The organism is Falsiroseomonas oleicola, from assembly GCF_019029495.1.
GTDB classification, from domain to species: domain Bacteria; phylum Pseudomonadota; class Alphaproteobacteria; order Acetobacterales; family Acetobacteraceae; genus Falsiroseomonas; species Falsiroseomonas oleicola.
The window spans coordinates 246377-266820 of the sequence record NZ_JAERQM010000003.1; the positions used below are offsets into that span (position 1 = coordinate 246377).

General features: G+C 70.4%; 22 protein-coding genes. 10 read left to right on the plus strand and 12 right to left on the minus strand.

Annotated elements, in window-relative coordinates; genetic code table 11:
• Positions 1–382 precede the first annotated feature (382 nt).
• Positions 383–2248 carry a bifunctional sugar phosphate isomerase/epimerase/4-hydroxyphenylpyruvate dioxygenase family protein gene (locus JJQ90_RS11975; protein ID WP_216875684.1) on the minus strand — a complete coding sequence of 622 codons (1866 nt, stop codon included), beginning with the start codon at positions 2246–2248 and terminating at the stop codon, positions 383–385.
• 97 nt (positions 2249–2345) lie between these two features.
• Here JJQ90_RS11975 and JJQ90_RS11980 point away from each other — a divergent pair, with 97 nt between their 5' ends.
• The gene (locus JJQ90_RS11980; RefSeq protein WP_216875686.1) at positions 2346–3221 is read left to right on the plus strand and encodes a shikimate dehydrogenase; all 876 of its coding nucleotides are present in this window, start codon (positions 2346–2348) and stop codon (positions 3219–3221) included.
• Here JJQ90_RS11980 and JJQ90_RS11985 read toward each other — a convergent pair.
• From JJQ90_RS11985 to JJQ90_RS11995, 3 genes are all read right to left on the minus strand, one after another.
• A complete protein-coding gene (locus tag JJQ90_RS11985) occupies positions 3206–3847 on the minus strand; it encodes a TetR/AcrR family transcriptional regulator (protein WP_216875688.1) in 642 nt (213 codons plus the stop codon). The two genes, JJQ90_RS11980 and JJQ90_RS11985, sit on opposite strands and share 16 nt — an antisense overlap.
• 71 nt (positions 3848–3918) lie before the next feature.
• Positions 3919–4584 carry a GntR family transcriptional regulator gene (locus tag JJQ90_RS11990; RefSeq protein ID WP_216875690.1) on the minus strand — a complete coding sequence of 222 codons (666 nt, stop codon included), beginning with the start codon at positions 4582–4584 and terminating at the stop codon, positions 3919–3921.
• Positions 4581–5318 carry a GntR family transcriptional regulator gene (locus JJQ90_RS11995; RefSeq protein WP_216875692.1) on the minus strand — a complete coding sequence of 246 codons (738 nt, stop codon included), beginning with the start codon at positions 5316–5318 and terminating at the stop codon, positions 4581–4583. The genes JJQ90_RS11990 and JJQ90_RS11995 overlap by 4 nt, the downstream gene beginning before the upstream one ends.
• A gap of 186 nt (positions 5319–5504) precedes the next feature.
• On the opposite strand from JJQ90_RS11995, the gene dctP reads away from it, so the two are divergent.
• From dctP to JJQ90_RS12020, 5 genes are all read left to right on the plus strand, one after another.
• Positions 5505–6509 carry a TRAP transporter substrate-binding protein DctP gene (gene dctP / locus JJQ90_RS12000; protein WP_216875694.1) on the plus strand — a complete coding sequence of 335 codons (1005 nt, stop codon included), beginning with the start codon at positions 5505–5507 and terminating at the stop codon, positions 6507–6509.
• Positions 6510–6513: 4 nt separating this feature from the next.
• The gene (locus JJQ90_RS12005) at positions 6514–6993 is read left to right on the plus strand and encodes a TRAP transporter small permease (protein WP_216875696.1); all 480 of its coding nucleotides are present in this window, start codon (positions 6514–6516) and stop codon (positions 6991–6993) included.
• Positions 6990–8291 (plus strand): TRAP transporter large permease, encoded by a 1302-nt coding sequence (locus JJQ90_RS12010; RefSeq protein ID WP_216875698.1) that lies wholly within the window; start codon positions 6990–6992, stop codon positions 8289–8291. Before JJQ90_RS12005 ends, JJQ90_RS12010 begins: the two co-directional genes overlap by 4 nt.
• Positions 8292–8328: 37 nt before the next feature.
• Complete coding sequence (locus JJQ90_RS12015) at positions 8329–8766, plus strand: type II 3-dehydroquinate dehydratase (protein WP_216875700.1); 438 nt, start codon at positions 8329–8331, stop codon at positions 8764–8766.
• Positions 8767–8946: 180 nt separating this feature from the next.
• A complete protein-coding gene (locus JJQ90_RS12020) occupies positions 8947–9123 on the plus strand; it encodes a hypothetical protein (protein ID WP_216875702.1) in 177 nt (58 codons plus the stop codon).
• A gap of 6 nt (positions 9124–9129) precedes the next feature.
• Here JJQ90_RS12020 and JJQ90_RS12025 read toward each other — a convergent pair whose 3' ends face one another.
• Positions 9130–9336, minus strand: a complete 207-nt coding sequence (locus tag JJQ90_RS12025; protein ID WP_216875704.1) for a hypothetical protein — start codon at positions 9334–9336, stop codon at positions 9130–9132.
• Positions 9337–9400: 64 nt separating this feature from the next.
• Between JJQ90_RS12025 and JJQ90_RS12030 the strand changes: the two genes are divergently transcribed.
• Entirely contained in the window at positions 9401–10534 is a 1134-nt protein-coding gene (locus tag JJQ90_RS12030; RefSeq protein ID WP_230410598.1) for an amidohydrolase family protein, read from the plus strand.
• On the opposite strand, the gene JJQ90_RS12035 is transcribed toward JJQ90_RS12030, so the two are convergent.
• The 4 genes from JJQ90_RS12035 to JJQ90_RS12050 form a co-directional block, all read right to left on the minus strand.
• Complete coding sequence (locus tag JJQ90_RS12035) at positions 10510–10995, minus strand: amidohydrolase family protein (RefSeq protein ID WP_216875706.1); 486 nt, start codon at positions 10993–10995, stop codon at positions 10510–10512. The two genes, JJQ90_RS12030 and JJQ90_RS12035, sit on opposite strands and share 25 nt — an antisense overlap.
• A gap of 8 nt (positions 10996–11003) precedes the next feature.
• Entirely contained in the window at positions 11004–11975 is a 972-nt protein-coding gene (locus JJQ90_RS12040; protein ID WP_216875708.1) for a tripartite tricarboxylate transporter substrate binding protein, read from the minus strand.
• Between the two features lie 56 nt (positions 11976–12031).
• A complete protein-coding gene (locus JJQ90_RS12045; RefSeq protein WP_216875710.1) occupies positions 12032–13039 on the minus strand; it encodes a hydroxyacid dehydrogenase in 1008 nt (335 codons plus the stop codon).
• 162 nt (positions 13040–13201) lie between these two features.
• Positions 13202–14176 carry a tripartite tricarboxylate transporter substrate binding protein gene (locus JJQ90_RS12050; RefSeq protein WP_216875712.1) on the minus strand — a complete coding sequence of 325 codons (975 nt, stop codon included), beginning with the start codon at positions 14174–14176 and terminating at the stop codon, positions 13202–13204.
• Positions 14177–14302: 126 nt separating this feature from the next.
• Between JJQ90_RS12050 and JJQ90_RS12055 the strand changes: the two genes are divergently transcribed.
• Genes JJQ90_RS12055 through JJQ90_RS12065 form a run of 3 tightly spaced genes read left to right on the plus strand, consistent with a single transcriptional unit; the run spans position 14303 to position 16969 of the window.
• Complete coding sequence (locus JJQ90_RS12055; RefSeq protein WP_216875714.1) at positions 14303–15307, plus strand: Bug family tripartite tricarboxylate transporter substrate binding protein; 1005 nt, start codon at positions 14303–14305, stop codon at positions 15305–15307.
• A gap of 4 nt (positions 15308–15311) precedes the next feature.
• Positions 15312–16202, plus strand: coding sequence for an SMP-30/gluconolactonase/LRE family protein (locus tag JJQ90_RS12060; protein WP_216875716.1), 891 nt, complete (start codon positions 15312–15314; stop codon positions 16200–16202).
• A gap of 35 nt (positions 16203–16237) precedes the next feature.
• On the plus strand, positions 16238–16969 hold the full coding sequence (locus JJQ90_RS12065) for an IclR family transcriptional regulator (protein WP_216875718.1): 732 nt from the start codon (positions 16238–16240) through the stop codon (positions 16967–16969).
• A 139-nt stretch (positions 16970–17108) separates the two neighbouring features.
• Here JJQ90_RS12065 and JJQ90_RS12070 read toward each other — a convergent pair whose 3' ends face one another.
• Genes JJQ90_RS12070 through JJQ90_RS12080 form a run of 3 tightly spaced genes read right to left on the minus strand, consistent with a single transcriptional unit; the run spans position 17109 to position 20444 of the window.
• On the minus strand, positions 17109–18692 hold the full coding sequence (locus tag JJQ90_RS12070; RefSeq protein WP_216875720.1) for a dipeptide ABC transporter ATP-binding protein: 1584 nt from the start codon (positions 18690–18692) through the stop codon (positions 17109–17111).
• Positions 18689–19498 (minus strand): ABC transporter permease, encoded by an 810-nt coding sequence (locus JJQ90_RS12075; protein ID WP_216875722.1) that lies wholly within the window; start codon positions 19496–19498, stop codon positions 18689–18691. The genes JJQ90_RS12070 and JJQ90_RS12075 overlap by 4 nt, the downstream gene beginning before the upstream one ends.
• 1 nt (position 19499) lies before the next feature.
• Entirely contained in the window at positions 19500–20444 is a 945-nt protein-coding gene (locus tag JJQ90_RS12080) for an ABC transporter permease (RefSeq protein ID WP_216875724.1), read from the minus strand.

The window sequence follows — 20444 nt, forward strand, 5'->3', positions numbered from 1 at the left end:
GGTCAGTGCTGCTCAGAAGGAGTTCCGGGACGAAGTTCGATGGCGCCTGGAAATTGGGGTGATCCTGCTTAGCGGGATCCAGGTCGAACCAGAGCTTCAAACGGAGCGAAGTCACATTCCGGGAGAATGGGCGATGCGGCCACGGTGGTCGGGGCCGATGCCGGACTGCACGTGGTTGTCTGAAGGTGCCGCGGCCGCGGCCGCAGCCGAAGCGGGGCGGCTGTGGCTGAAGGACGGCCCCTCAGCAGGGAACAGGCGCCAGCGCCCGCGATACGCTCGGATATGTCCAGGTGCAGCAGGCACCGGCGAACAACCTTCGCCGGAAAGCGGCCGCCGCTTCAGTGCCTGGCCACCGACACCGCCTCTTCTTTCGGAACATGGATCATTCTCTCGAACCCTGGCGCATCTGCGCCGCCATGCGCACGGGCGCGTTGGCGGCGCCGAAGCCGGCATAGCCCTTCTGTCGCGCGACGATCTCCAGGAAGAAGCGGTCGCGGAAGGCGTGCGTATAGGCGTGCAGGAAGCTGCCGCCGGCCGCGTCACGGTCATACAGCAGGTGGCGCGCCGCCAGCGCCGCAATCTCCGCATCCTCCAGGTCGAAGCGGGCGCCGAGGTCCTCGTAGTAGTTCTCGGGAATGTTGAGCAGCGGGGCCGCCCGCCCCGCCGCGGCATCGACCTCGGCCGCCGCATCCGCGGCCTGGAAGGCGATGTGGTGCACCCCGGCGCCGGCGCGGGCGGAGACGAAGCGCCCGGTGCCGGTGCGCCGGCTTTCCGAGACGTTCAGCGGCATGCGCACGCTGCCATCGGCGCTGACAAAGGCGCAGGACCGCACCAGGCCGTAGGGGTCAGGCAGTTCCCAGGTCGCATCCGGCGCCAGCCCCAGCAAGCTGCGGTAGAACAGGACGAAGCTGTCCATCATGTCGGGCGTCATCGCCTGGGCCACATGGTCCACGCCCAGCAGCCCGTCTGCCGGCGCCGCGCCATCCAGCCGAAAATCATCCTCCCAGATCGGGCGGCCGCCAGAGACCGGGTCCTCCACCAGATAGACCAGCGTGCCATCCGGCGCGCGGATCGCCGGAATGGCGCGCTCCCCGGCATCGATGCGCTCGCGCCAGACGCGGTAGGACAGCGCCTCGGCGCGCGCCACCAGGCGGGCCGGGTCATCGACGCGCAGCGCGATGGCGCAGACGCAGGGGCCGGCCTGTTCGAAGCGTTCGCTGGCGGCGCTGTCCGGTTCGGAATTCAGCACCAGGTTCACGCCGCCCTGGCGCCACAGTTCCACATCCTTGGAGCGATGCGTGCCGCCAGGCCGGAAGCCCAACGTGCCGATGAGGGCGCCGAGTTCGGCCCGCGCCGCATGGTCCACGGCGAATTCCACGAATTCCAGGCCGGAGAGTTTTGGCAGCGCGGGCAGCGACGCGATTCCCACTTGGTCCTCGATCCAGACCAGGCTGCGCTGCCCGTCGCGGGCGATGCGGCGGGATGGGGCGGCGCGGAATTCGTCGTTGAAGATCTCGAGCGAGAGCGGCCCGGCATAGCCCGCCGCCAGCAGGTCCTTCAGGAAGGCCGGCACCGGCAATTCACCCTGGCCGGGGAACAGCCGGTGATGCCGGCTCCAGGAGAGCACATCCATCGAAAGGCGCGGCGCATCCGCCAGCTGCAGGAAGAACAGTTTTTCGGGCGGCACAGCATCCGCGAGGCCGGCGAGGTCGTCGCCCAGCGACAGCGTATGAAAACTGTCGAGGCAGAGGCCGAGCGCGGCGTGATCCGCGCGCTGCACGATCTCCCAGGCCTGGCGCCAGCGGTTGACGTGGCGGCCCCAGGCCAGCGCCTCGTAGCAGACGCGCAGCTGGCGCGAGGCGGCGCGCTCCGCCATCTCGCGCAGATCCTCTGCCGCGCGTTCGGGCTCCGGCAGGGCCGCGGCATGGGTGGTGGAACAGACCAGGATGAGGTCGGTGCCCAGCGCCTGCATCGTATCGAACTTTCGCTCGGCGCGATCCAGGTTCCGGCGGCGCTGCGGCTCGGGCATGGCTTCGAAATCGCGGAAGGGCTGGAAGATGGTGATGGCGAGGCCGAGATCCTCACACATGCGGCGCACTTCGGCGGGGGTGCCGTCGAAGGTGAGCAGGTCGTTCTCGAAGATTTCCACACCGTCGAAGCCGGCGGCGGCGGCGGATTCCAGCTTGTCCGGCAGGGTGCCCGAAAGGCAGACCGTGGCGATGGATTTCGGCAGGCGGTGCTGTGGCATCACGCATCCTTCCTTCGGTTGCCGGCCGCGGCATTGAGTTGCTTTGTACCAACGGGTACATAAGCACGGCAAGCAAGACCTCCCCTGGAGATGCGGCATGACGACCCCGGACATCGCCCGCGCCCTCCTCGCCGGGCTGATCGGCTTCGGCATCCAGGCCTCGCTGTCGCCTGCGATGCATGAGCGGGAGGGGGCGGAGCAGGGGCTGCGGCTGGTCTATCGGCTGATCGACCTGGAATGCCTGCGCCTGGGGCCGGAGGCGCTGGAGGATCTGCTGACGGCGGCGGAGCGCATGGGTTTTGCCGGGCTGAACATCACCTACCCCTGCAAGCAGGTCGTCGTCCCGCTGCTGCATGCGCTGTCGCCGGATGCGGAGGCGCTGGGCGCGGTGAACACGGTCGTGCTGCGGGATGGCCGACGCATCGGCCACAACACGGATTGCACCGGTTTTGCCGAGGGGTTCCGGCGCGGCCTGGCGGATGCGCCGCGCGCGCGCGTCGTGCAACTCGGCGCCGGCGGTGCAGGGGCCGCGGTGGCGCATGCGCTGCTGAGCGAAGGCGTCGGCCGGCTGGTGATCGCCGACAGCGACGCGCCGCGCGCGGCCGCGCTGGCCGCGGCGCTCTGCGCCCGTTTCGGCGCCGGCCGCGCCGTGGCCTGCACCGACCTGGCGGCGGAGATGCCGTCAGCCGATGGGCTGGTGAACTGCACCCCGGTGGGCATGCAGAAATTCCCCGGCACGCCGCTGCCGGTGGAATGGCTGCGGCCCGCGCTCTGGGTCGCCGACATCGTCTATTTCCCCTTCGAGACCGCCCTGCTGCGGGCCGCGCGCAGCCTCGGCTGCCGCACGCTGGATGGCGGCGGCATGGCGGTGTTCCAGGCGGCCGGCGCCTTCCGGCTGTTCACCGGGCTGGAACCCGATGCCGCGCGGATGCTGCGGCATTTTGCCGGAATGGTGTCTCAGGACGCGACGTAGCGCAGCACCGCGTCGGCGATCATGCGCCGCTGCGCCGCCGCGGCCTCCGGCGCCTCCAGCGCGCGCCCATAGATCGCGTGCAGCGTGTGGCGGTTGGAGATGCGGTAGAAGCAGAAGCCACTGATCAGCATGTGCAGGTCGAGCGCATCCAGCCCGGCGCGGAACACATCCTCCGCCTGCCCGCGCGTGATCAGGTCGCGTAGCGTGCCGATGATGGCGGCGTTGCGCGCCGGGATGGTCTCCGAGGCCGCGACGATGCGCGCCTCGTGGATGTTCTCCACGCTGACCAGGCGGACAAATTCCGGGTGCTGCGCATGATGGTCGAAGGTGACTTCCACCAGGCGCCGCAGCGCCTCCATCGCCGGCCGCGTGTCGAGCTGCAGCGCCTGCTCGGCATCCCGCATCCGGCCATAGACATGCTCAAGCACCGCCGCATAGAGCTGCGCCTTGCCGCCGAAATAATAGTAGATCATGCGCTTGGTCGTGCGCATGCGCGCCGCGATGTCGTCCACGCGGGCGCCGGAAAAGCCCCTGGCGGAGAATTCGGCGATGGCCGCCTCGATCACCTCGCGCCGCGTTTCCGCGGGCGCGCGGCGCTGCCGGCGGGGTGGCGGGCCTTGAGCCATGGCGAAGCTGCGCTTTCGTGTCGATGCGGCGGCATCCTGCCACGCACCGCGCGCCCTGTGACCCCGCTGCGCTAGATGGCGCCGCTGGCCAGCGCGTGATCGACGCCGCCCAGGATATGCGCGGCCAGGATCTGCCGCGCCGCCGTCGCGTCCCGGCGGGTTGCGCTGTCGCACAGCGCGCGATGCTCCTCCACCGCGATCGCGCCGCGAAAGCCCAGCGCCAGGTTCTGGTAGCGCAGGTAGCGGTCGAAGACCGTCGCATGGGTCGCCATCAGGGTGCGCGACCCGCAGGCGGAGATCAGCGTCCGGTGGAATTCGACGTCGAGGCGCCGCCACACATCCAGCGCCGCAGCCTCGCCATCGCCGAGCCTTTCCTGCATCTGCGACAGCTTGTGATACGCGGCGACAACGCGTCCCTCCCACTCCACATCGCCAGCCCGGAAGGCGTGTTCCAGCGCATGGCCTTCCAGCAGCAGGCGAAGCTGCGCCAGCTCCCGCAGTTCCTTGGCCGAGAAGGGCGCCACCTCGAAGCCGCGCTGGCCCTCGGCCACCACCAAGCGCTCCGCGATCAGGCGGCTCAGGCTTTCGCGCAGCGTGCCGACGGCGACGCCATAGCTGTCGCGCAGCCCCTCCAGCCGCAGCTTGCGGCCGGGGGCCAGCGTGCCGCGCAGGATATCGGCGCGGATCAGCCGCCAGGCGCGCTCGCTCGCCGCCTCCGCGGCTTCGGGCGCGCTCATCGGCCAAGCGCCATGGCAAGGGCCGGTGCAGGGCGGGCGCGGCGCCTGGTGGCGGCGAAGGGCGCCAGCGCGCCGCCCTCCACCACATGGTGCACACAGCCTTCGACATGCGCCCGCAGCAGGTCCTGCGCCCGCGTCACGTCGCGCGCCAGTGCGCTTTCCAGCAGCACCGCGTGCTGTTCCGCCGCGATGGCGCCGCGGAACACCACCGCGACCATCTGGTAGCGCAGGAAGCGGTCGTAGGCGGCGGCATAGGTCTCCAGCAGCGCCACCGAGCCGCAGGCGGCGATCAGCGCGGTATGGAATTCGCGGTCGTACTGCTTCCACTGGGACGCATCGGCGCCCTCCCCCGCCAGCAGCCGCCGCTCCAGCACGGCAAGCTTGTGATGCGCGCCCACCACCTGGCCTTCCCAGTCGAGGTCGCCGGCGGCGAAGGAGGCCGCGATCGCCTCGTTCTCCAGCAGCAGGCGCAGTTCGGCGATCTCCCGGAAATCCTCGGCGGAGACCGGGGCCACGGCAAAGCCGCGCTGGCCCTCGGCGATCACCAGGCCTTCCGAGGCCAGTCGGTTCAGTGCCTCCCGCAGCGTGCCGATGCCGACGCCGTAGACCTCCCGCAGCCCGTCCAGCCCCAGCTTCTGCCCGGGCGCGAGCCGGGCCAGCACGACATCGGTGCGGATGCGGCGATAGGCCGCCTCGCCGGGCGATTCCCCGGCATCGCCTTCGGCCGATGTCACGGCAGCGCCTCCCTCGTCCAACCAGAGCCAGTATCAGGGCGGCTGCCCCGCCCATGCAAGAGCCGGCATTCTGCCGAATATCGGAGATTCCGGCGAATCTCTCTTGATCGGCTTTCACCGCCCCCTTAGCGTCGCGGCAAGCCGACCCGTCGGGGCCGAAAAGAACATCGAGGGAGGGATCACGCCATGCCAATCACCATTGGACGTCGCGCCACCATGCTCGCCGGGGCGGCCGCCCTGGCCGCGCCCGGCCTGGCCATGTCCAGCCGGACCGCCGAGGCCCAGGCGCGCCGGCGCCTCCGCTTCACCGCCGTCTTCTCGGACCAGGACATCCGCGCCGAGGCGATGCGCGGCTTCGCGCAGGATCTGCAAGCGCAGTTCGACGTGGAGCTGCACCTGAACGCGACGCTGTTCCGCCAGGGCACGGAGCTGGTGGCGATCCAGCGCAACAATGTCGAGATGGCGAACCTCTCGCCGCAGGACCTGTCGCGGCAGATTCCGGCCTGGTCGGTGATGGCCAGCGCCTATCTGTTCCGCGACGCCGAGCACATGCGGAAGGTCTTCGCCGGCCCGGTCGGGCAGGAATTCAACCGCATGGCGCGGGACCAGTTGAACGTCCATGTGCTCGGCCCGCTGTATTTCGGCACGCGCCACGTGAACCTGAAGCCGCGCAAGCGGATCAGCACCCCGGCCGACATGGCGGGGATGAAGCTGCGCATGCCGCCGGGCGAGACCTGGCAGTTCCTCGGCGAGGCGCTGGGCGCGAACCCGACGCCGGTGGCCTTTGCCGAGCTGTACACCGCGCTGCAATCCGGCACGGTGGATGGCCAGGACAATCCGTTGCCGACCAGCCGCACCATGCGCTTCCACGAGGTGACGACCCAGTTCGTACTCACCAGCCATCTCGTCGCCTACGACCTGCTCTCGATCTCCGCCCGCCTCTGGGATTCGCTGACGCAGCCGCAGCGCGATGCGATCCAGGCCGCGGTGAACAAGGCGATCGACCAGAGCACGCAGCGCCACATCGCGCAGGAGCAGGAGATGCTGTCCTACTTCCGCTCGCAGGGCCTTGAAGTGTACGAGCCGGATGTCGCGGCCTTCCGGGCGGAGGCGCAGCGCCGCTACCTGGCTTCGCCGCAGTCGCAGGGCTGGCCGGCCGGAATCCTGGACCGCATCGCGGCGGTGCGCTGACCCGATGACCACGGCGTGCCGCCTGTTGGGCTGGGCCAGGCGGCGCGCGGAGAACGTGCTCTCGCTGATGCTGGTGACGATGTTCGCAGCCTTCATCCTGCAGATCGTCACGCGCTACGTGTTCAATGCACCGCTGAGCTGGACGGCGGAACTCTCGACGCTCGCCTGGGTCTGGGGCGTGCTCTGGGGCGCGGCACTGGTGCTGCGGGATGAGGAGGAGATCCGCTTCGACATCCTCTATGGCGCGCTGCCCAGCCTGCCGCGCCGTATCTGCGACGCCTTCACGGGCCTCGCGGTCGTCGGCGTCTTCGGCTGGTCGCTGCCGGCGATGGTGGACTACGTCACCTTCATGAAGGTGGAGCGCAGCGCCTATCTCGGCATCCGCTTCGACCTTCTCTATTCGGTCTGGCTGATCTTCGCTGTGGCGATGATCATCCGTCACGCCGCCATCGCCTGGCGCGCAGTCGCGGGGCGCACACGGTGAATTTCGAAGATCCCTTTACCCTCTCGCTGGTCGCGCTGCTGGCGCTGGCCTTGATGGGGCTGCCGATCGGGCTGACCATGATCGTGGCCAGCATTATCTATCTTGCCCTGTCCGGGCAGGACATGTCGATCGCGGCGGAGCAGGTGCTGAACGGGCTGAATGGCAGCTACGTGCTGCTCGCCGTGCCGCTGTTCATCTTCTCTGCCGGCCTGATGAATGCGGGCAGCCTGACGGACCGCCTGCTGCGCTTCTGCAACCTGCTGGTCGGCCGTCTGCGCGGCGGGCTCGGCCATGTGAACATCGTCCAGAGCGTGATCTTCGCCGGCATGTCAGGCTCCGCCATTGCGGATGCCGCCGGCAGCGGCAAGCTGCAGATCGACATGATGACCAAGGGCGGCGCCTATCCGTCCAGCTATGCGGCGGCGCTGACGGCGGTGACGGCGGTGATCGGGCCGATCATCCCGCCCTCCATCCCCATGGTGCTCTATGCGCTCGTCGCCGATGCCTCGATCGGCTACCTGTTCCTGGGCGGCGTGATCCCAGGCCTGCTGATGGCCATGGCGCAGATGGCCATCAACAGCTGGATGGCCCATCGCCACAACTTTCCGATCTCGGAGCGGGTGCCGCTGCGCGAGGTGCCGCGCCTGACGCTGGAGGCCTTCCCCGCATTGCTGATGCCGGTGATCCTGCTGGGCGGGATCTATGGCGGCGTGATGACGCCGACCGAGGCCGCCGCCGTCGCCGCGGCCTATGCCTACCTGATTGCCGCGGTGTTCTACCGCAGCCTGACGCTGCGCCAGACCTATGCCGCCGTGGTGGCCAGCGCGCGATCGACCGCCGCCATCGGCATGCTGATCGCAGGCGCCCTGGCCTTCAACTACGTCATCACCAGCGAGAACGTGCCGAACACGGTGCGCGACATCCTGGCCGGCTGGGAGATGTCGCGCTGGGAATTCCTGCTGATCATGAACCTGGTCCTGCTTGTGCTGGGCTGCCTGATGGAAGGCAGCACCATCCTGCTGGTGGTGGTGCCGGTGCTGGTGCCGACCGCGCAGGCGCTGGGCATCGACATGGTGCATTTCGGCGTGGTGGTGGTGGTGAACATCATGCTCGGGCTGGTCACGCCGCCCTACGGGCTGCTGCTGTTCATCGTCGCGAAGCTCTCCGATGCGCCGCTCACCGCCGTGGTGCGGGACACGCTGCCCTTCGTGATCGCGATGATGGCAGCCCTGGCGCTCATCACCTTCATCCCGGAGCTGGTGCTTTGGATGCCGCGGCTGCTCGGCTACCAGGGCTGACGCCGCGGCGCGCAAGATCGCAGAAAAGGAACACGCCGTGACGCGCAGCCTGCATGTCCTCAACGGGCCGAACCTGAATCGCCTGGGCAAGCGCGAACCCGAGATCTATGGCCGCACGACGCTGGCCGAGGTCGAGGCGATGTGCCGGGCCGAAGCCGGCGAGGATGAGGTGGTCTTCCACCAGACCAACTATGAAGGCCAACTTGTGGACTGGATCCATGAGGCGATCGACGCCGGCGCGGCGGGCCTCATCATCAACCCGGCCGGACTGACCTTCCGCTCCATCCCGGTGCTCGACGCGCTGAAGATGGTCAAGGCGCCGATCATCGAGCTGCATATCTCGAACATCCACAGGCGGGAGGCGATCTACCACCAGTCCCTCGTCTCCAGCGCCGCCACGGCGGTGATCGCGGGGCTGGGCGCGCGCGGCTACGCGACCGCGATGCGGGCGCTGCGCGAGATGCTGGACAGCTGAATGGGCCTTCCCGAATCGTCTGGGCAGCGCGGCGCCGTATGCCGGGAGCGTGCTGTCCCGCAGGCAGGCGGGTCCAGGGCCGGGGTGGATCGGGCGTTTCACCTCGCCGGACCCGGAGCCCGCCCAGGAACACATCCAGCAGGCGCATCGCCTGGGCGTGCCAGCCTGGACACGCGCGCGGTGGCGTTCCGGCAGTCGGCGACGGAGGTCGGTGTGGAGGGGCTGATCACCATCGCCACCTCGACCACGACCGCGACCTTCATGGCGGATTTCTGCTTCAACGGGCAGACGGACGCCACGCCGACCGATCGCGCGGCGACGCTATCGGTGCAGGTGGGGAAGCGCCGGGTGCCGTGAGCGAGGTCACAGCACGCGATCGGTGATCATCAGCGGCGTGTTCGGCGGGACGAGACCCTGTTCGCGCGCCAGCAATAGCGCGAAGAACAGCAGCAGCTTGCGGCTGTCGTCATCCACAAGGTTCCAGATGCGCAGCAGTTCGTCGCGCTGCGCGGGAGCAGGCGTGCGGCGAGGAATCCGTTCTGGCTCAACTACGATGATGCCCGCGGCCATGGCAACGTACCCTGCCCTGGTCTCCTGGCGAGAAGATGCCGGAGGCTGAGGTGAACGGCCAAGCTTGCGCTGCCTGGTGGCGGAGGTCACTCTTCGCGTCATGACATTCTCAACTGCTTCGAGCTTCACGCCCTCGCGCCAGATCGCCGTCCGTCAGGAGTGGCTTGCACAGGTGCGGGAGGAACCGCTCGATCCGACGCTGCCGATCGTCGACCCGCACCACCACCTGTGGGATCGCGCCGGCGAGCATTACCTCCTCGACGATCTGCTGCGTGATGCGGGCGCGGGCCATGACGTGCGGGCCACTGTCTTCGTCCAGTGTGGCGCGATGTACCGCGCGACTGGCCCGGAGGAGGAGCGCTCCCTCGGCGAGACCGAGTTCGTCAACGGCATTGCCGCCGCAAGCGCCAGTGGCACATACGGACCGACACGTGCCTGCGCCGGCATCATTGGCTTCGTGGACCTCACGCTAGGCGATCGCGTCGCACCGCTACTCGAGGCGCACCTTGCGACGGCACGGGCGAGGTTCCGGGGCGTGCGCAACCGCACAGCCTGGCATCCTTCGTCGCAAGTGCGCTCCAACCTGCTCACGCCACCGCCGGGTCCGCTTGAGGATCCGCGCTTCATCGAAGGAGCCCGGCATCTCGCGGCACGCGGTCTCGTTCTCGATGTCTGGGCCTACCAGACCCAGTTGCCGCTCGTCGCGGCGGTCGCGCGAGCCGTGCCGGAGCTGACGCTGGTGGTCAATCACTGTGGCGGACCGCTCGGCGTAGGTCCCTATGCCGGCCGCCGCGAGGAAGGCTTCGCGGAATGGCGACATGAGGTCCTGGGGCTGGCCACGCTGCCGAACACGGTGATGAAGTTGGGCGGCCTGGCCATGGAGGTGGGTGGCTATGACTTCCACCTGCGCGACCTGCCGCCGTCCTCCGCCGAACTCGAACGAGCTTGGCGGCCCGTGATCCACACGCTTATCGAGGCCTTCGGCGCCGCGCGCTGCATGTTCGAGAGCAACTTCCCCGTGGACAAGGGCATGTGCGGCTACGGCGTGCTCTGGAACGCCTTCAAGCGCCTCGCCGCTGGCGCCGGAGAGGATGAGCGCGCCGCGCTGTTCGCCGGCACGGCCACGCGCATCTACTGCCTGCACGAGGCAGTGGGCTGCGAAGCCCTTGGCGCTCAGGTGGCGGTGTCGAAGCCGTAGAGCGCGGCCGGGTTGCCCACCAGGACGCGCGGCCTGGCAGCGGCATCGGGCACCCAGCTCCGGAGCAAGTGGAGCAGCGACCGGTCGTCCGGCTCCGCGTCGGAAGGCTCGGTCGGGTGCGGCCAGTCGCTGCCCCGGACCACCCGCTCCGGCGCAGCGCGCGCAAGGACCGCGGCGATCTCCCCCGCATTCGCGTAGTCTGGCGGACCAAGGCGGCTCTTGATGTCGGGGCCGGACAGCTTCGCCCAGCTGTTCCCCACATCCAGGAGGCCTCGAACGGCCGAGAAGGCGGCGCTGCGAAGGCCGACCGGCTGGCCGAGCCGCGGCGTCAGCATGTCGGCGATCAGCCGGCCTGGGATGTCCACCGCGCCGCCGGGCGGAAAGCCCACAATTGTGCGCAGCGACCTGGCAGGCCAGGCCAGGCCTGCACCCGGGCCAGGCGCGGCGCGGCGGCGGATCATGTCGCCGCTCACTGCCACGGCGTCCGCTGCCAGATCCCCTGGAAGCGCGCGAGTTGCGCCGGCATCTGCGCCTCCCACTCGGCGCCGCGCAGGAAGGACATCGCGAGTTCCAGTTGGCGCACCTTCTCGGCCCATTCCGGTGTGGCGATGACCTTGGCGATCGCATCCTCCAGCCGCGTCGCGATCTCGTCCGGGATGCCACGCGGCGCACCGAGCCCGCGCTCGCTTGTCATGAGGACGTCGTAGCCCTCCTCGCGGAAGGTCGGCACGTCCGGCATCAGCTCCCAGCGCCGCTCACCCATGCCGGCGATGGGGCGGAGCAGGGGGTTCTCCTGCCCCAGCATCCCGATCTCGCCGAGGTTGAGACCGGCAATGTCGATCTGCTTGCCGAGCACGGCGTTCCGCACCGGCCCCGCGCCGGCGAAGGGTGCGTGGATGAATTCTGTCCCGGACGCGGCCTCGAACAGCGTCAGGCCGAGATGGTCGTCGGTGCCGATGCCGGAGGAGCCGACGCTGATCGTCCCGGGCTGGCGCTTCGCCGCCTCCACCACGTCCTTCAGCGTGCGGAAGGGGGAATCGCGGTGCACCACGAAGGCGCTGGGATCGTCGACCAGGCGCGCGATCAGGCGGATCTGGGCGCGGTCGTAGCGGACCCGGCGCTGGATGCCGAGCGAGACGTAGCCCGGCGTGTTGATGGTGCCGAGCGTGTAGCCGTCCGGGCGCGCGCCCTGCAGCGCGACATAGGCGGTCTCGCCGCCGGCGCCGGGCCTGTTCGAGACGACGAAGTTGGCGCCGGGCAACTCGGCCGGGAGGAACTGGGCGAGGGCCCGCACCATCACATCCGTCCCGCCGCCCGGCGCGAAGCCGACGACGACTTCGATCGGCCGGCCGGCTGGCCAGGCGGGCTGCGCAACGGCGGGCGCGGCCAATGCGGCAAGGCTGGCGCCAAGGACGCCGCGGCGCGTGAGGTCGGGGTTCATCTTCATTGTTTCCTCTCCATGGGGATAGTTCAGGACCGGCCGCAGCCGGCAGCGCGTCAGGCCGCTGCGCGCAGGCCGCCTGGGATCACGACGGCGCCTGGCAGGGCTGGCAGCCTTCCCGCCAGCACCGCGACAATGCTCTCGGCGGCGCCGGTGGACATGCCGACGGCGCCGAGCGGCGTGTTGGCCGCCAGGTGCGGCGTCGGCAGGACGCGGGGATGGCCGCGGAGCGGGCTGGCGGTGTCCAGCGGCTCATTCGCGAAGACGTCGATGCCGGCCCAGGCGATGTGACCGGAGTCCAGCGCGGCCAGCAGGGCCGCCTCGTCCACGATGCCGCCGCGCGCGGTGTGCACCAGGATGGCGCCGCGCGGCAGCGCCGCCAGTTCCGCCGCGCCGATCATCCCGCGCGTCGTGGCCTCCAGCGGGCAGTGCAGCGACAGCACCTCGGAGCGGGCCAGCAGTGTGGACAGGTCGGCGACGCGCTCCCCGGGGCCCGGCAGCGGGCCGGCGGGCAGCAGCGGGTCATAGGCGGCGATCCGCATGCCGAAGGCATCCGCGAAGCGCGCGACCTTGGACCCGATCGCGCCATAGCCCACGAGGCCGAGCGACACGCCCTCCACGTCACGGGTCATGCGGGAGGTCTTCTCCCACAGCCCCTCACGCATGCCGGCGGCGACCGAGGGGAGGTCCTTCAGCAGCGCGAGCATCAGGGCCATCGCATGCTCGGCGACGGAGCGGGAGTTGGCGCCGGCGGCGCGCGTCACCGTCAGCCCACGCGCCTCGGCGGCGGGAAGGTCGATGCCATCGACGCCGGCGCCGTGACGCGCGATGACGCGCAACGCGGGCGCCGCGGCATCCATGACCGTGCCGTTGATGATGCCCTGCCGGTGCAGCAGCGCGACCGGCCGGTGCTCGGCGATGGCGGCCAGCAGCTCGGCCTCGGAGGGGTAGCCGGAGGTGCAGGGCACGGCATAGCCGGCGGCCTCGAGGATGGCGACCGCCTCCGGGGCGAGCTTCGCGGCCGTGACGAGAACTGCGGGCTTCGCGGCTTCGGGCTGAGGCATGAAGGATACTTTCGGGAGGGGTCAGTGCGCGGGGTCAGATGAGGCCGTCGGAGACCAGGCGGCGCAGGGTTGCGTCCACCCAGAGCGATAACGGTCCTCTCCGTCAGATGGTTTTGATTATCGAACCAGTGCCGTTTCCGAAACACGTTTTCGAAATTGCGGTCACTCTTTCCACGGATGCCGGGCCCAGAGCGCGCGGAGCGCCGCCTCACCCCCAAGCGCCGCCTCGCGATAGGCCGCGCCAACCAGGGGCTTGCGCGGCAGGCCCGCGCGCGCGGCCGCCTCGGACCAGGCCGGATCGGCGAAGGTGGCCGCGAAGGCCTCCTCGATCTGCGTACGCACCTCGTCCGGCAGTCCCGGCGGCCCGAAGATGCCCCGACCGGCGGAGAAGACGACGTCCACCCCGGTCTCGCGGTAGGTCGGGATCTCCGGCGCGGTGGGGTCACGCGACGCGCTGGCCAGCGCCAGGCCGCGGATGGCGCGGTCGCGCAGCAGGGGCAGCGCTTCGCTGATGTTGAAGGCGCCGACATCGAGCTGGCCGCCGAGCAGCGGCACCAGCAGCTGCGAGGTGCCGTTGAAGGGGATGTGGCTCAGCCGGACGCCGGCGGCCTCCTCCAGCAGCAGGGCCGCGATGTGGTCGTCCCCGCCGATGCCGGCGGTGCCGTAGGGCAGGTCGCCCGGCCGCGCCCGCGCCGCCGCCAGCAGATCCGGGAGCCCCTTGAGCGGGCTGTCGGTACGGACGAAGAGCCCGCAGGCATCCTCGACGACCTGCGCGAGGTAGGTGAGCTCCGCCGGGCGCCAGCGGACCGGGCGTTCGATGGGCTGGCTGAGGATCGTGGGTGTCGCGCAGGCGCCGAGCACGAAGCCGTCCGGCGCGGCGTTCGCCACCACCTCGGTCCCCACCTGGCCACCGGCACCGGCCCGGTTGCTGACGATGACACGCGCGCCGGGCAGGCGTGCGGCGAGGAAGGGCGCGATGGTGCGCGCCATGACATCCATGCCGCCGCCCGGCGCGAAGGGCACCACGATCTCGATCGGGCGACCCGCCGGCCAGCCGCGCTGGGCGAGCGCTGGGGTGGCGAGGACGGCAGCGGCACCGAGGAGGGCGCCACGACGGCCGATCTGGGTTTCCTGCATCCCGAGGTTTCCTTCCCAGGGCCCGGCTTTTCTTGACAGATCCGGGCCGCCCTCGCTTATAACGAAACGCGATTTCGAAATGCAAGCCCTCAGACAGTAGGGCGCCTTGGGAAGGAACCGCGTACCATGCTCTCCCGTCGCAACATCCTCCGCACCAGCCTCGCCATGCCGCTCAGCCTCGGGGCGCTGCCGCGCGCTGGCTACGCCCAGGCCGGCGAAGCCTGGCCGTCGCGCCCGATCCGCATCGTCGTCGCCTGGGCGCCCGGCGGCGCCGTGGACACCATCGCGCGGCGCCTCGCGCCCAAGCTCTCCGAGAGCCTCGGACGGCCGGTGGTGGTGGAGAACAAGTCGGGTGCCACCGGCACGATTGGCGCCGCCGACGTCGCACGCGCCACGCCGGATGGGCACACGCTGCTGGCGATGGACAATACCTACGCCATGCTGCCCTACCTGTTTCAACGCCTGCCCTTCGACCACGCGAATGCCTTCCGGCCAGTGACGGTCAGCGCCTTCTCGCCGGTGATGATCGCCGTGCACCGCGACGCGCCCTGGCGCGACCTTGCCGCGCTGATCGCGGATGCGAAGCGCGAGCCGGAGCGGCTCACCTACGGCACCGGCGGCATCGGCAGCGCCCCCCACTTCGCCACCGCCGCCTTCGCCCAGGCCGCCGGCATCCAGATGCTGCACGTGCCGTTCCGTGGCGCCGGCGAGGCAGTGACCAATGTTCTGTCGCGCCAGGTGGATGTGGTGATGGTCTCGCTCGGCTCCGCGCTTGGCCATGTGCAGGGCGGCCTGCTGCGGGTGCTCGCGATGAGCGGCACGCAGCGCACGCCCGTCCTGCCGCAGGTCCCCACCTTCAAGGAAGCCGGCCTGCCCAACCTCGGTCCGAATGGCACCGGCGTGGTGAACTGGTCGGGGATCGCCGCACCGGCGGGAACGCCGGACGGGGTGGTGGCGCGGCTGCATGCGGCGGTGGCGCAGGCGCTGGAGGCGCAGGACATGCGTGACTTCCTGGCCTCGCTGGCGTCCTCGCCGGGCGGAATGCCGCCCGGCGAATTCGCGACGCTGCTCGCCGAGGAATCCGCCCTGTGGCGCGATGTCGCCGCCACCAGCGGCATCGAGCGGCAATAGGCCGATGCCGTTCTTCGCGCCGCCGCCGCGCATCGGGACCGAGGTCTTCGCCCGGCTGCCGGACCGCTTCCGCCGGCCGCGTGCGACCGAATGGGCACGCTGGAATCGCGGCGGACGCGAGATCGACAGCTTCCTGGAAGGCCCCTGCTTCGATGCGGAGGGAAGGCTCTACGTCACGGACATCCCCTTCGGGCGCATCTTCCGCATCGCGCCGGACGGCGCGTGGGATCTCGTGACCGAGTATGACGGCTGGCCGAATGGCCTGAAGGTGGCGGCCGACGGCACGCTGCTGGTCACCGACTACAGGCGCGGCCTGATCCGCATCGACCCCTCCAGCGGCGCCATCACGCCGCTGCTGGAGACGGCGCGCAGCGAGGGCTTCCGGGGGCTGAACGACCTGGCCCTCGGCGCGGATGGCAGCATCTTCTTCACCGACCAGGGGCAGACCGGCCTGCACGACCCGACCGGCCGGGTCTATCGCCTGCGCCCCGACGGCAGGCTCGACACGCTGATCGGCACGGTGCCCAGCCCGAACGGCATCGTCGTCGCGCCGGACCTGTCGTACTGCCTCGTGGCCGTCACCCGCGCCAACCAGATATGGCGCCTGCCGCTGCACGGCGATGGCGCGGTCACCAAGGCGGGGATTTTCGTCCATTTGCATGGCGGACCTGGCGGCCCCGACGGGTTGGCGTGGGACGCGGACGGGAATCTGCTGGTCGCCCATACCGGGGTCGGGACGGTCTGGCGTTTCAACGCACGGGCAGAGCCGACGCTTGCGGTGAGCTCCTGCGCCGGCGCCTCCACCACCAATCTCTGCCTGGGCGGGGCGGATGGGCGCGACCTGTTCATCACCGAAAGCGAGACAGGAAGCGTCCTGCGCGCGCGTGCGGAATGAGCTAAAGTGGGACCGTGAGGCCGGAGGCGACCACGATGGAGAAGGGGAAGCGGCGATCGGCGCTCGAGGGTGTGGCTTCGGCCGACCGCGCCCTGACCGTGCTCTCCGCTTTCCGCAAGGGCGACCGCGCCCTGTCGCTGGCGGCCCTCGCGGAACGGACGGGCCTAGTGAAGAGCACCATCATGCGCCTCGCCATCTCGCTTGAGGAGCAGGGCTACCTTGCGCGCGAGGATGACGGCGCGTACCGGCTCGATGCCGAGGTGCTCCGCCTCGGCATGATCTACACGCAGTCCTTCCGGCTGGACGCGCACGTCATCCCGGTGCTGGAGGAGCTCGTGGCGCGGACGGGCGAGACGGCGGCCTTCTACGTCCGGCGTGGCGAGCAGCGGCTCTGCCTGCACCGCGTGGACAGCCCGCACCTGCTGCGGATGCATGTCCGGGTCGGCGACGCACTGCCCCTCGACAGTTCCGCCATCGCCCAGGTGCTCCGCGCCTTCGCGCCGCGGCCGCTGCCACCCTATGTCGCGACGCTCGACCTGCCGATCGTCACCATGGGCGCGACGGATCCGCACACCGGGGCGATGGCCGCCCCGGTCTTCGGGCCGGGCGACAAGCTCGCCGGGGCCCTCGCCCTCTCCGCGCCGGTGATCCGTTGGACGCCGGACGCGCAGGCGGCCGCACGACCGATCCTCGCTGAGGCAGCCATGGCACTGACCAGACGCATCGGTGGCGAGCTGCCGGAACGGCCGCGCGTCGCGGCGGAGTAGCTCTGGTTGAGCGGCGATTCGGCATTCCGCCTACGCCGGAGAAGGTTGGAATCCGGTTTCCACCGATGCTCCAGTCGGCTTCCCAACCTCACTGGCCCCCGTCCCGAGTATCGCCGCGAACCCGCGCAGCCCTCGCCGGTCAGACCCCCGGTCTGCGCAACGCCGCCGCCAACAGCGCCCGCGTGTAGTCCTGTGCCGGCGCGTCCAGCACCGCGTCGCGCGGCCCCTGCTCCACGATGCGCCCGCCCTGCATCACCACGATGCGGTCCGCGATTTCCTCGACCACCCCCAGGTCATGCGTCACGAACAGGCAGGCAAAGCCGCGCCGCCTTTGCTGTTCGCGCAGCAGCGCCAGCACCTGCTTGCGCACGGTGGCATCCAGAGCGCTCACCGCCTCGTCGGCCACGACAAAGGCCGGGTCGCGCACCAGCGCGCGCGCGATGGCCACGCGCTGCCGCTGCCCGCCCGACAGCGCATGCGGAAAGCGCGCGCCGAGGCCACCCAGCCCCACCTCTTCCAGCATGACCTCGGCGCGGCGGAGGCGTTCCGCCATGGGCATTCCAGCGGGCAGGCGCAGCGGCTCGGCCACGATGTCGCGCACGCGCATGCGCGGATCGAGCGAGGAATAGGGATCCTGGAACACGATCTGGCAGGCCAGACGGAAATCCAGCAGCGCGGCGCCGCTGCGCTGCGTCACCGCCTGCCCGCGGAACAGCAACTGCCCCGCGCTGCTCGGCACCAGCCGCAGCATGGCGCGCCCCAGCGTCGTCTTGCCCGAGCCCGAACCGCCCACCAGCGCCACCACCTCGCCCGGATGGATGGCAAGGCTGACATCATCCACCGCGGTAAAGATCTCCGCGCGGCGGAACAGCGCGCCGCGCTTCGGATAGGTGACGCAGAGGCCGCGCGCCTCGATCAGCGGCGCCGAGGCCGCCGCCGCGGGCCGCGCCGGGCCGCGCCGAGGCAGGGCGTCCACCAGGGCGCGGGTATAGGCCTGGCGCGGGTTGTCGAGCAGCGGCGCGGCGGGGCCTTCCTCCACTGCGCGCCCCTGCTGCATGACCAGCGCGCGGTCGGCATAACGCGCGACCAGGCCGAGGTCATGCGTGATGAGCAGCAGCGCCGTGCCGTGCTCGCGCGCCAGGCCGGACATCAGCTCCATCACCTCGGCCTGGGTGAGCGTGTCGAGCGCGGTGGTGGGCTCGTCGGCGATGAGCAGCCGCGGCCGCAGCAGCATCACCGAGGCGAGCATGATCCGCTGCCGCATCCCGCCCGAGAATTCATGCGGGAAGGCGTTGAGACGCGAGGCCGGGTCCGTGATGCCCACGCGCTCCAGCATGGCGATGCAGGAATCCCGGCGCTGCGCAGGCGAAAGGCGCGTGTGCAGCGCCAGTCCCTCCTCCATCTGGGCGCCGATGCGGTGCGCGGGGTTCAGCGAGGTCATCGGCTCCTGGAACACCATGCCGATGCCGGGCCCGCGCAGGCGGCGCAGCGCGGCCGAATTCGCCGCCAGTGCCGCACCCTCAAAGCGGATGGCGCCGCCATCGGGCGCCAGCCCCGGCGGCAGCAGGCCGATCACGGCGCGCGCGGTGGCGGACTTGCCGGAGCCGCTTTCCCCCACCAGCGCCAAGGCCTCGCCGGGCGCGATACGGAACGAAAGGCCGTCCACCACGCGGCGCCCGCCGGCGGCAATGGACAGGCGCTCCACCTCCAGCACGGGGGTCATGCGCCGTCCCGCGGGTCGAGCAGGTCGCGCAGCGCGTCGCCCAGCAGGTTCACGCCCAGCAGGCAGGTCGCGATCATCGCCCCCGGCGCGATGGAGAGCAGCGGCGCCTGGTCCATGAAGGGCCTGGCCGAGGCCAGCATGTTGCCCCAGGTCGCGGCTGGCGGCGGCACGCCGAGGCCAAGGAAGGACAGCGCGCTTTCCGACAGGATCACCCAGCCGAACAGCGATGTCGCGAGCACGGTGACCGGAGCCGCGGTGTGCGGCAACACATGGCGCAACAACGTGTAGCCCTCGGAATTGCCGAGCGCGCGCGAGGCCTCGACGAATTCACGCTCGCGGATGGAAAGCACGCTGCCGCGCACCACGCGAGCCACGCTCGGCGCATAGGCCAGGCCCAGCGCCAGCACGATGCCCCAGCGCGAAGGCCCGAGCACCGCCAGCAGGCCCAGCGCCAGCAGGATGCCCGGGAAGGCCAGCAGCGTGTCGTTGACGGCCCCCAGGATGCGGTCCGTCCAGCCGCGGAGAAAGCCGCCGGCCAGTCCGATCGCCATGCCGAGCACCAGCGCCACCACCACGGTGGAGGCCGCGACGCTCAGGCTGGTGACCGCGCCCTCCATGAGGCGAGAGGCCACGTCCCGTCCGAACTCGTCGGTGCCGAGCCAATAGTTCTGGGAAGGCGGTACCAGCCTTCGGCGGAGGTTCGTCCGCACCGGGTCATGGGGTGTCCAGACCAGTGCGGCGGCGGCCACGGCGAAGACGAAGCCCAGCAGCGTGCCGCCGATGAGCAGGTTGGGGCGCAGCCGCATCTCAGCCGGCCGCCACGCGTGGGTCGAACACCGGGTAGAGCAGGTCTACCACCAGGTTCACCACGACGTAGATCACCGCGATGAGCAGCATCACGCCCTGGATGACGGGATAGTCCCGCGCGAAGATCGCCTCCACCAGCAGCCGCCCCAGGCCCGGCAGGGTGAACACCGTCTCGATCACCGCGATGCCGCCCAGCAGGCTGCCCATGATGAGGCCGATCAGCGTCAGCGTCGGCGCGAAGGCGTTGGGAAAGGCGTGGCGCGCCAGCACGCGCCATTCGGGCACGCCCTTGGCGCGGGCATGGGCGATGTAGTCCAGCCGCAGCACCTCGACCGTCGAGGCGCGCGCCATGCGGATCAGCACCCCCGTCTCGATCAGCGCCAAAGTGGCCACAGGCAGCGCGATGTAGTGCAGCGCCCCCCAAAAGTCCTCGGCGAAGGTGACGTAGCCCACCACCGGCACCCAGCCGAGCCACAGCCCGAACACCAGCAGGAAGATCAGCCCAAGCCAGAAGGACGGGATGGAGAGCAGGAAGGTCGCGGCCGCCACGGCGGCCACATCGCCCCAGGAATTCTGCTTCCAGGCGGCGAGCATGCCGAGCGGCACCGCGATCAGCACGGCCAGCCCCACCGAGGCGAAGACGATGGCCGCCGTCACCTGGAAGCGTTGCAGGATGAGCGGCCCCACCGCCTCGCCGCTGGTGATGGAGCGGCCGAGATCACCGCCCAATGCACGCTCGATCCAGAGCGCGAACTGCACCAGCACCGGCCGGTCCAGCCCAAAGGCGATGCGCAGATCCGCCACGGCTTCGGGCGTCGCGGCGTCGCCCAGGACGACGGTGGCCGGGTCGCCGGGGATGAGGCGCATCAGGAAGAAGACGCTCGCCGCCACCAGCAGCAGGGTGGGCAGGGCGACGAGCAGCCGCTTCAGCACATAGGACAGCAC

Coding starts and splice junctions, on each gene's coding strand:
- JJQ90_RS11980 (WP_216875686.1), top strand. CDS start 2,346: ATGACGACCCCGGACATCGCCCGCGCCCTCCTCGCCGGGCTGATCGGC.
- JJQ90_RS12005 (WP_216875696.1), top strand. CDS start 6,514: ATGACCACGGCGTGCCGCCTGTTGGGCTGGGCCAGGCGGCGCGCGGAG.
- JJQ90_RS12035 (WP_216875706.1), bottom strand. CDS start 10,995: ATGATCCGCCGCCGCGCCGCGCCTGGCCCGGGTGCAGGCCTGGCCTGG.
- JJQ90_RS11990 (WP_216875690.1), bottom strand. CDS start 4,584: ATGAGCGCGCCCGAAGCCGCGGAGGCGGCGAGCGAGCGCGCCTGGCGG.
- JJQ90_RS11975 (WP_216875684.1), bottom strand. CDS start 2,248: ATGCCACAGCACCGCCTGCCGAAATCCATCGCCACGGTCTGCCTTTCG.
- dctP (WP_216875694.1), top strand. CDS start 5,505: ATGCCAATCACCATTGGACGTCGCGCCACCATGCTCGCCGGGGCGGCC.
- JJQ90_RS12065 (WP_216875718.1), top strand. CDS start 16,238: ATGGAGAAGGGGAAGCGGCGATCGGCGCTCGAGGGTGTGGCTTCGGCC.
- JJQ90_RS12045 (WP_216875710.1), bottom strand. CDS start 13,039: ATGCCTCAGCCCGAAGCCGCGAAGCCCGCAGTTCTCGTCACGGCCGCG.
- JJQ90_RS12060 (WP_216875716.1), top strand. CDS start 15,312: ATGCCGTTCTTCGCGCCGCCGCCGCGCATCGGGACCGAGGTCTTCGCC.
- JJQ90_RS12040 (WP_216875708.1), bottom strand. CDS start 11,975: ATGAACCCCGACCTCACGCGCCGCGGCGTCCTTGGCGCCAGCCTTGCC.
- JJQ90_RS12025 (WP_216875704.1), bottom strand. CDS start 9,336: ATGGCCGCGGGCATCATCGTAGTTGAGCCAGAACGGATTCCTCGCCGC.
- JJQ90_RS11985 (WP_216875688.1), bottom strand. CDS start 3,847: ATGGCTCAAGGCCCGCCACCCCGCCGGCAGCGCCGCGCGCCCGCGGAA.
- JJQ90_RS12075 (WP_216875722.1), bottom strand. CDS start 19,498: ATGCGGCTGCGCCCCAACCTGCTCATCGGCGGCACGCTGCTGGGCTTC.
- JJQ90_RS12070 (WP_216875720.1), bottom strand. CDS start 18,692: ATGACCCCCGTGCTGGAGGTGGAGCGCCTGTCCATTGCCGCCGGCGGG.
- JJQ90_RS12050 (WP_216875712.1), bottom strand. CDS start 14,176: ATGCAGGAAACCCAGATCGGCCGTCGTGGCGCCCTCCTCGGTGCCGCT.
- JJQ90_RS12055 (WP_216875714.1), top strand. CDS start 14,303: ATGCTCTCCCGTCGCAACATCCTCCGCACCAGCCTCGCCATGCCGCTC.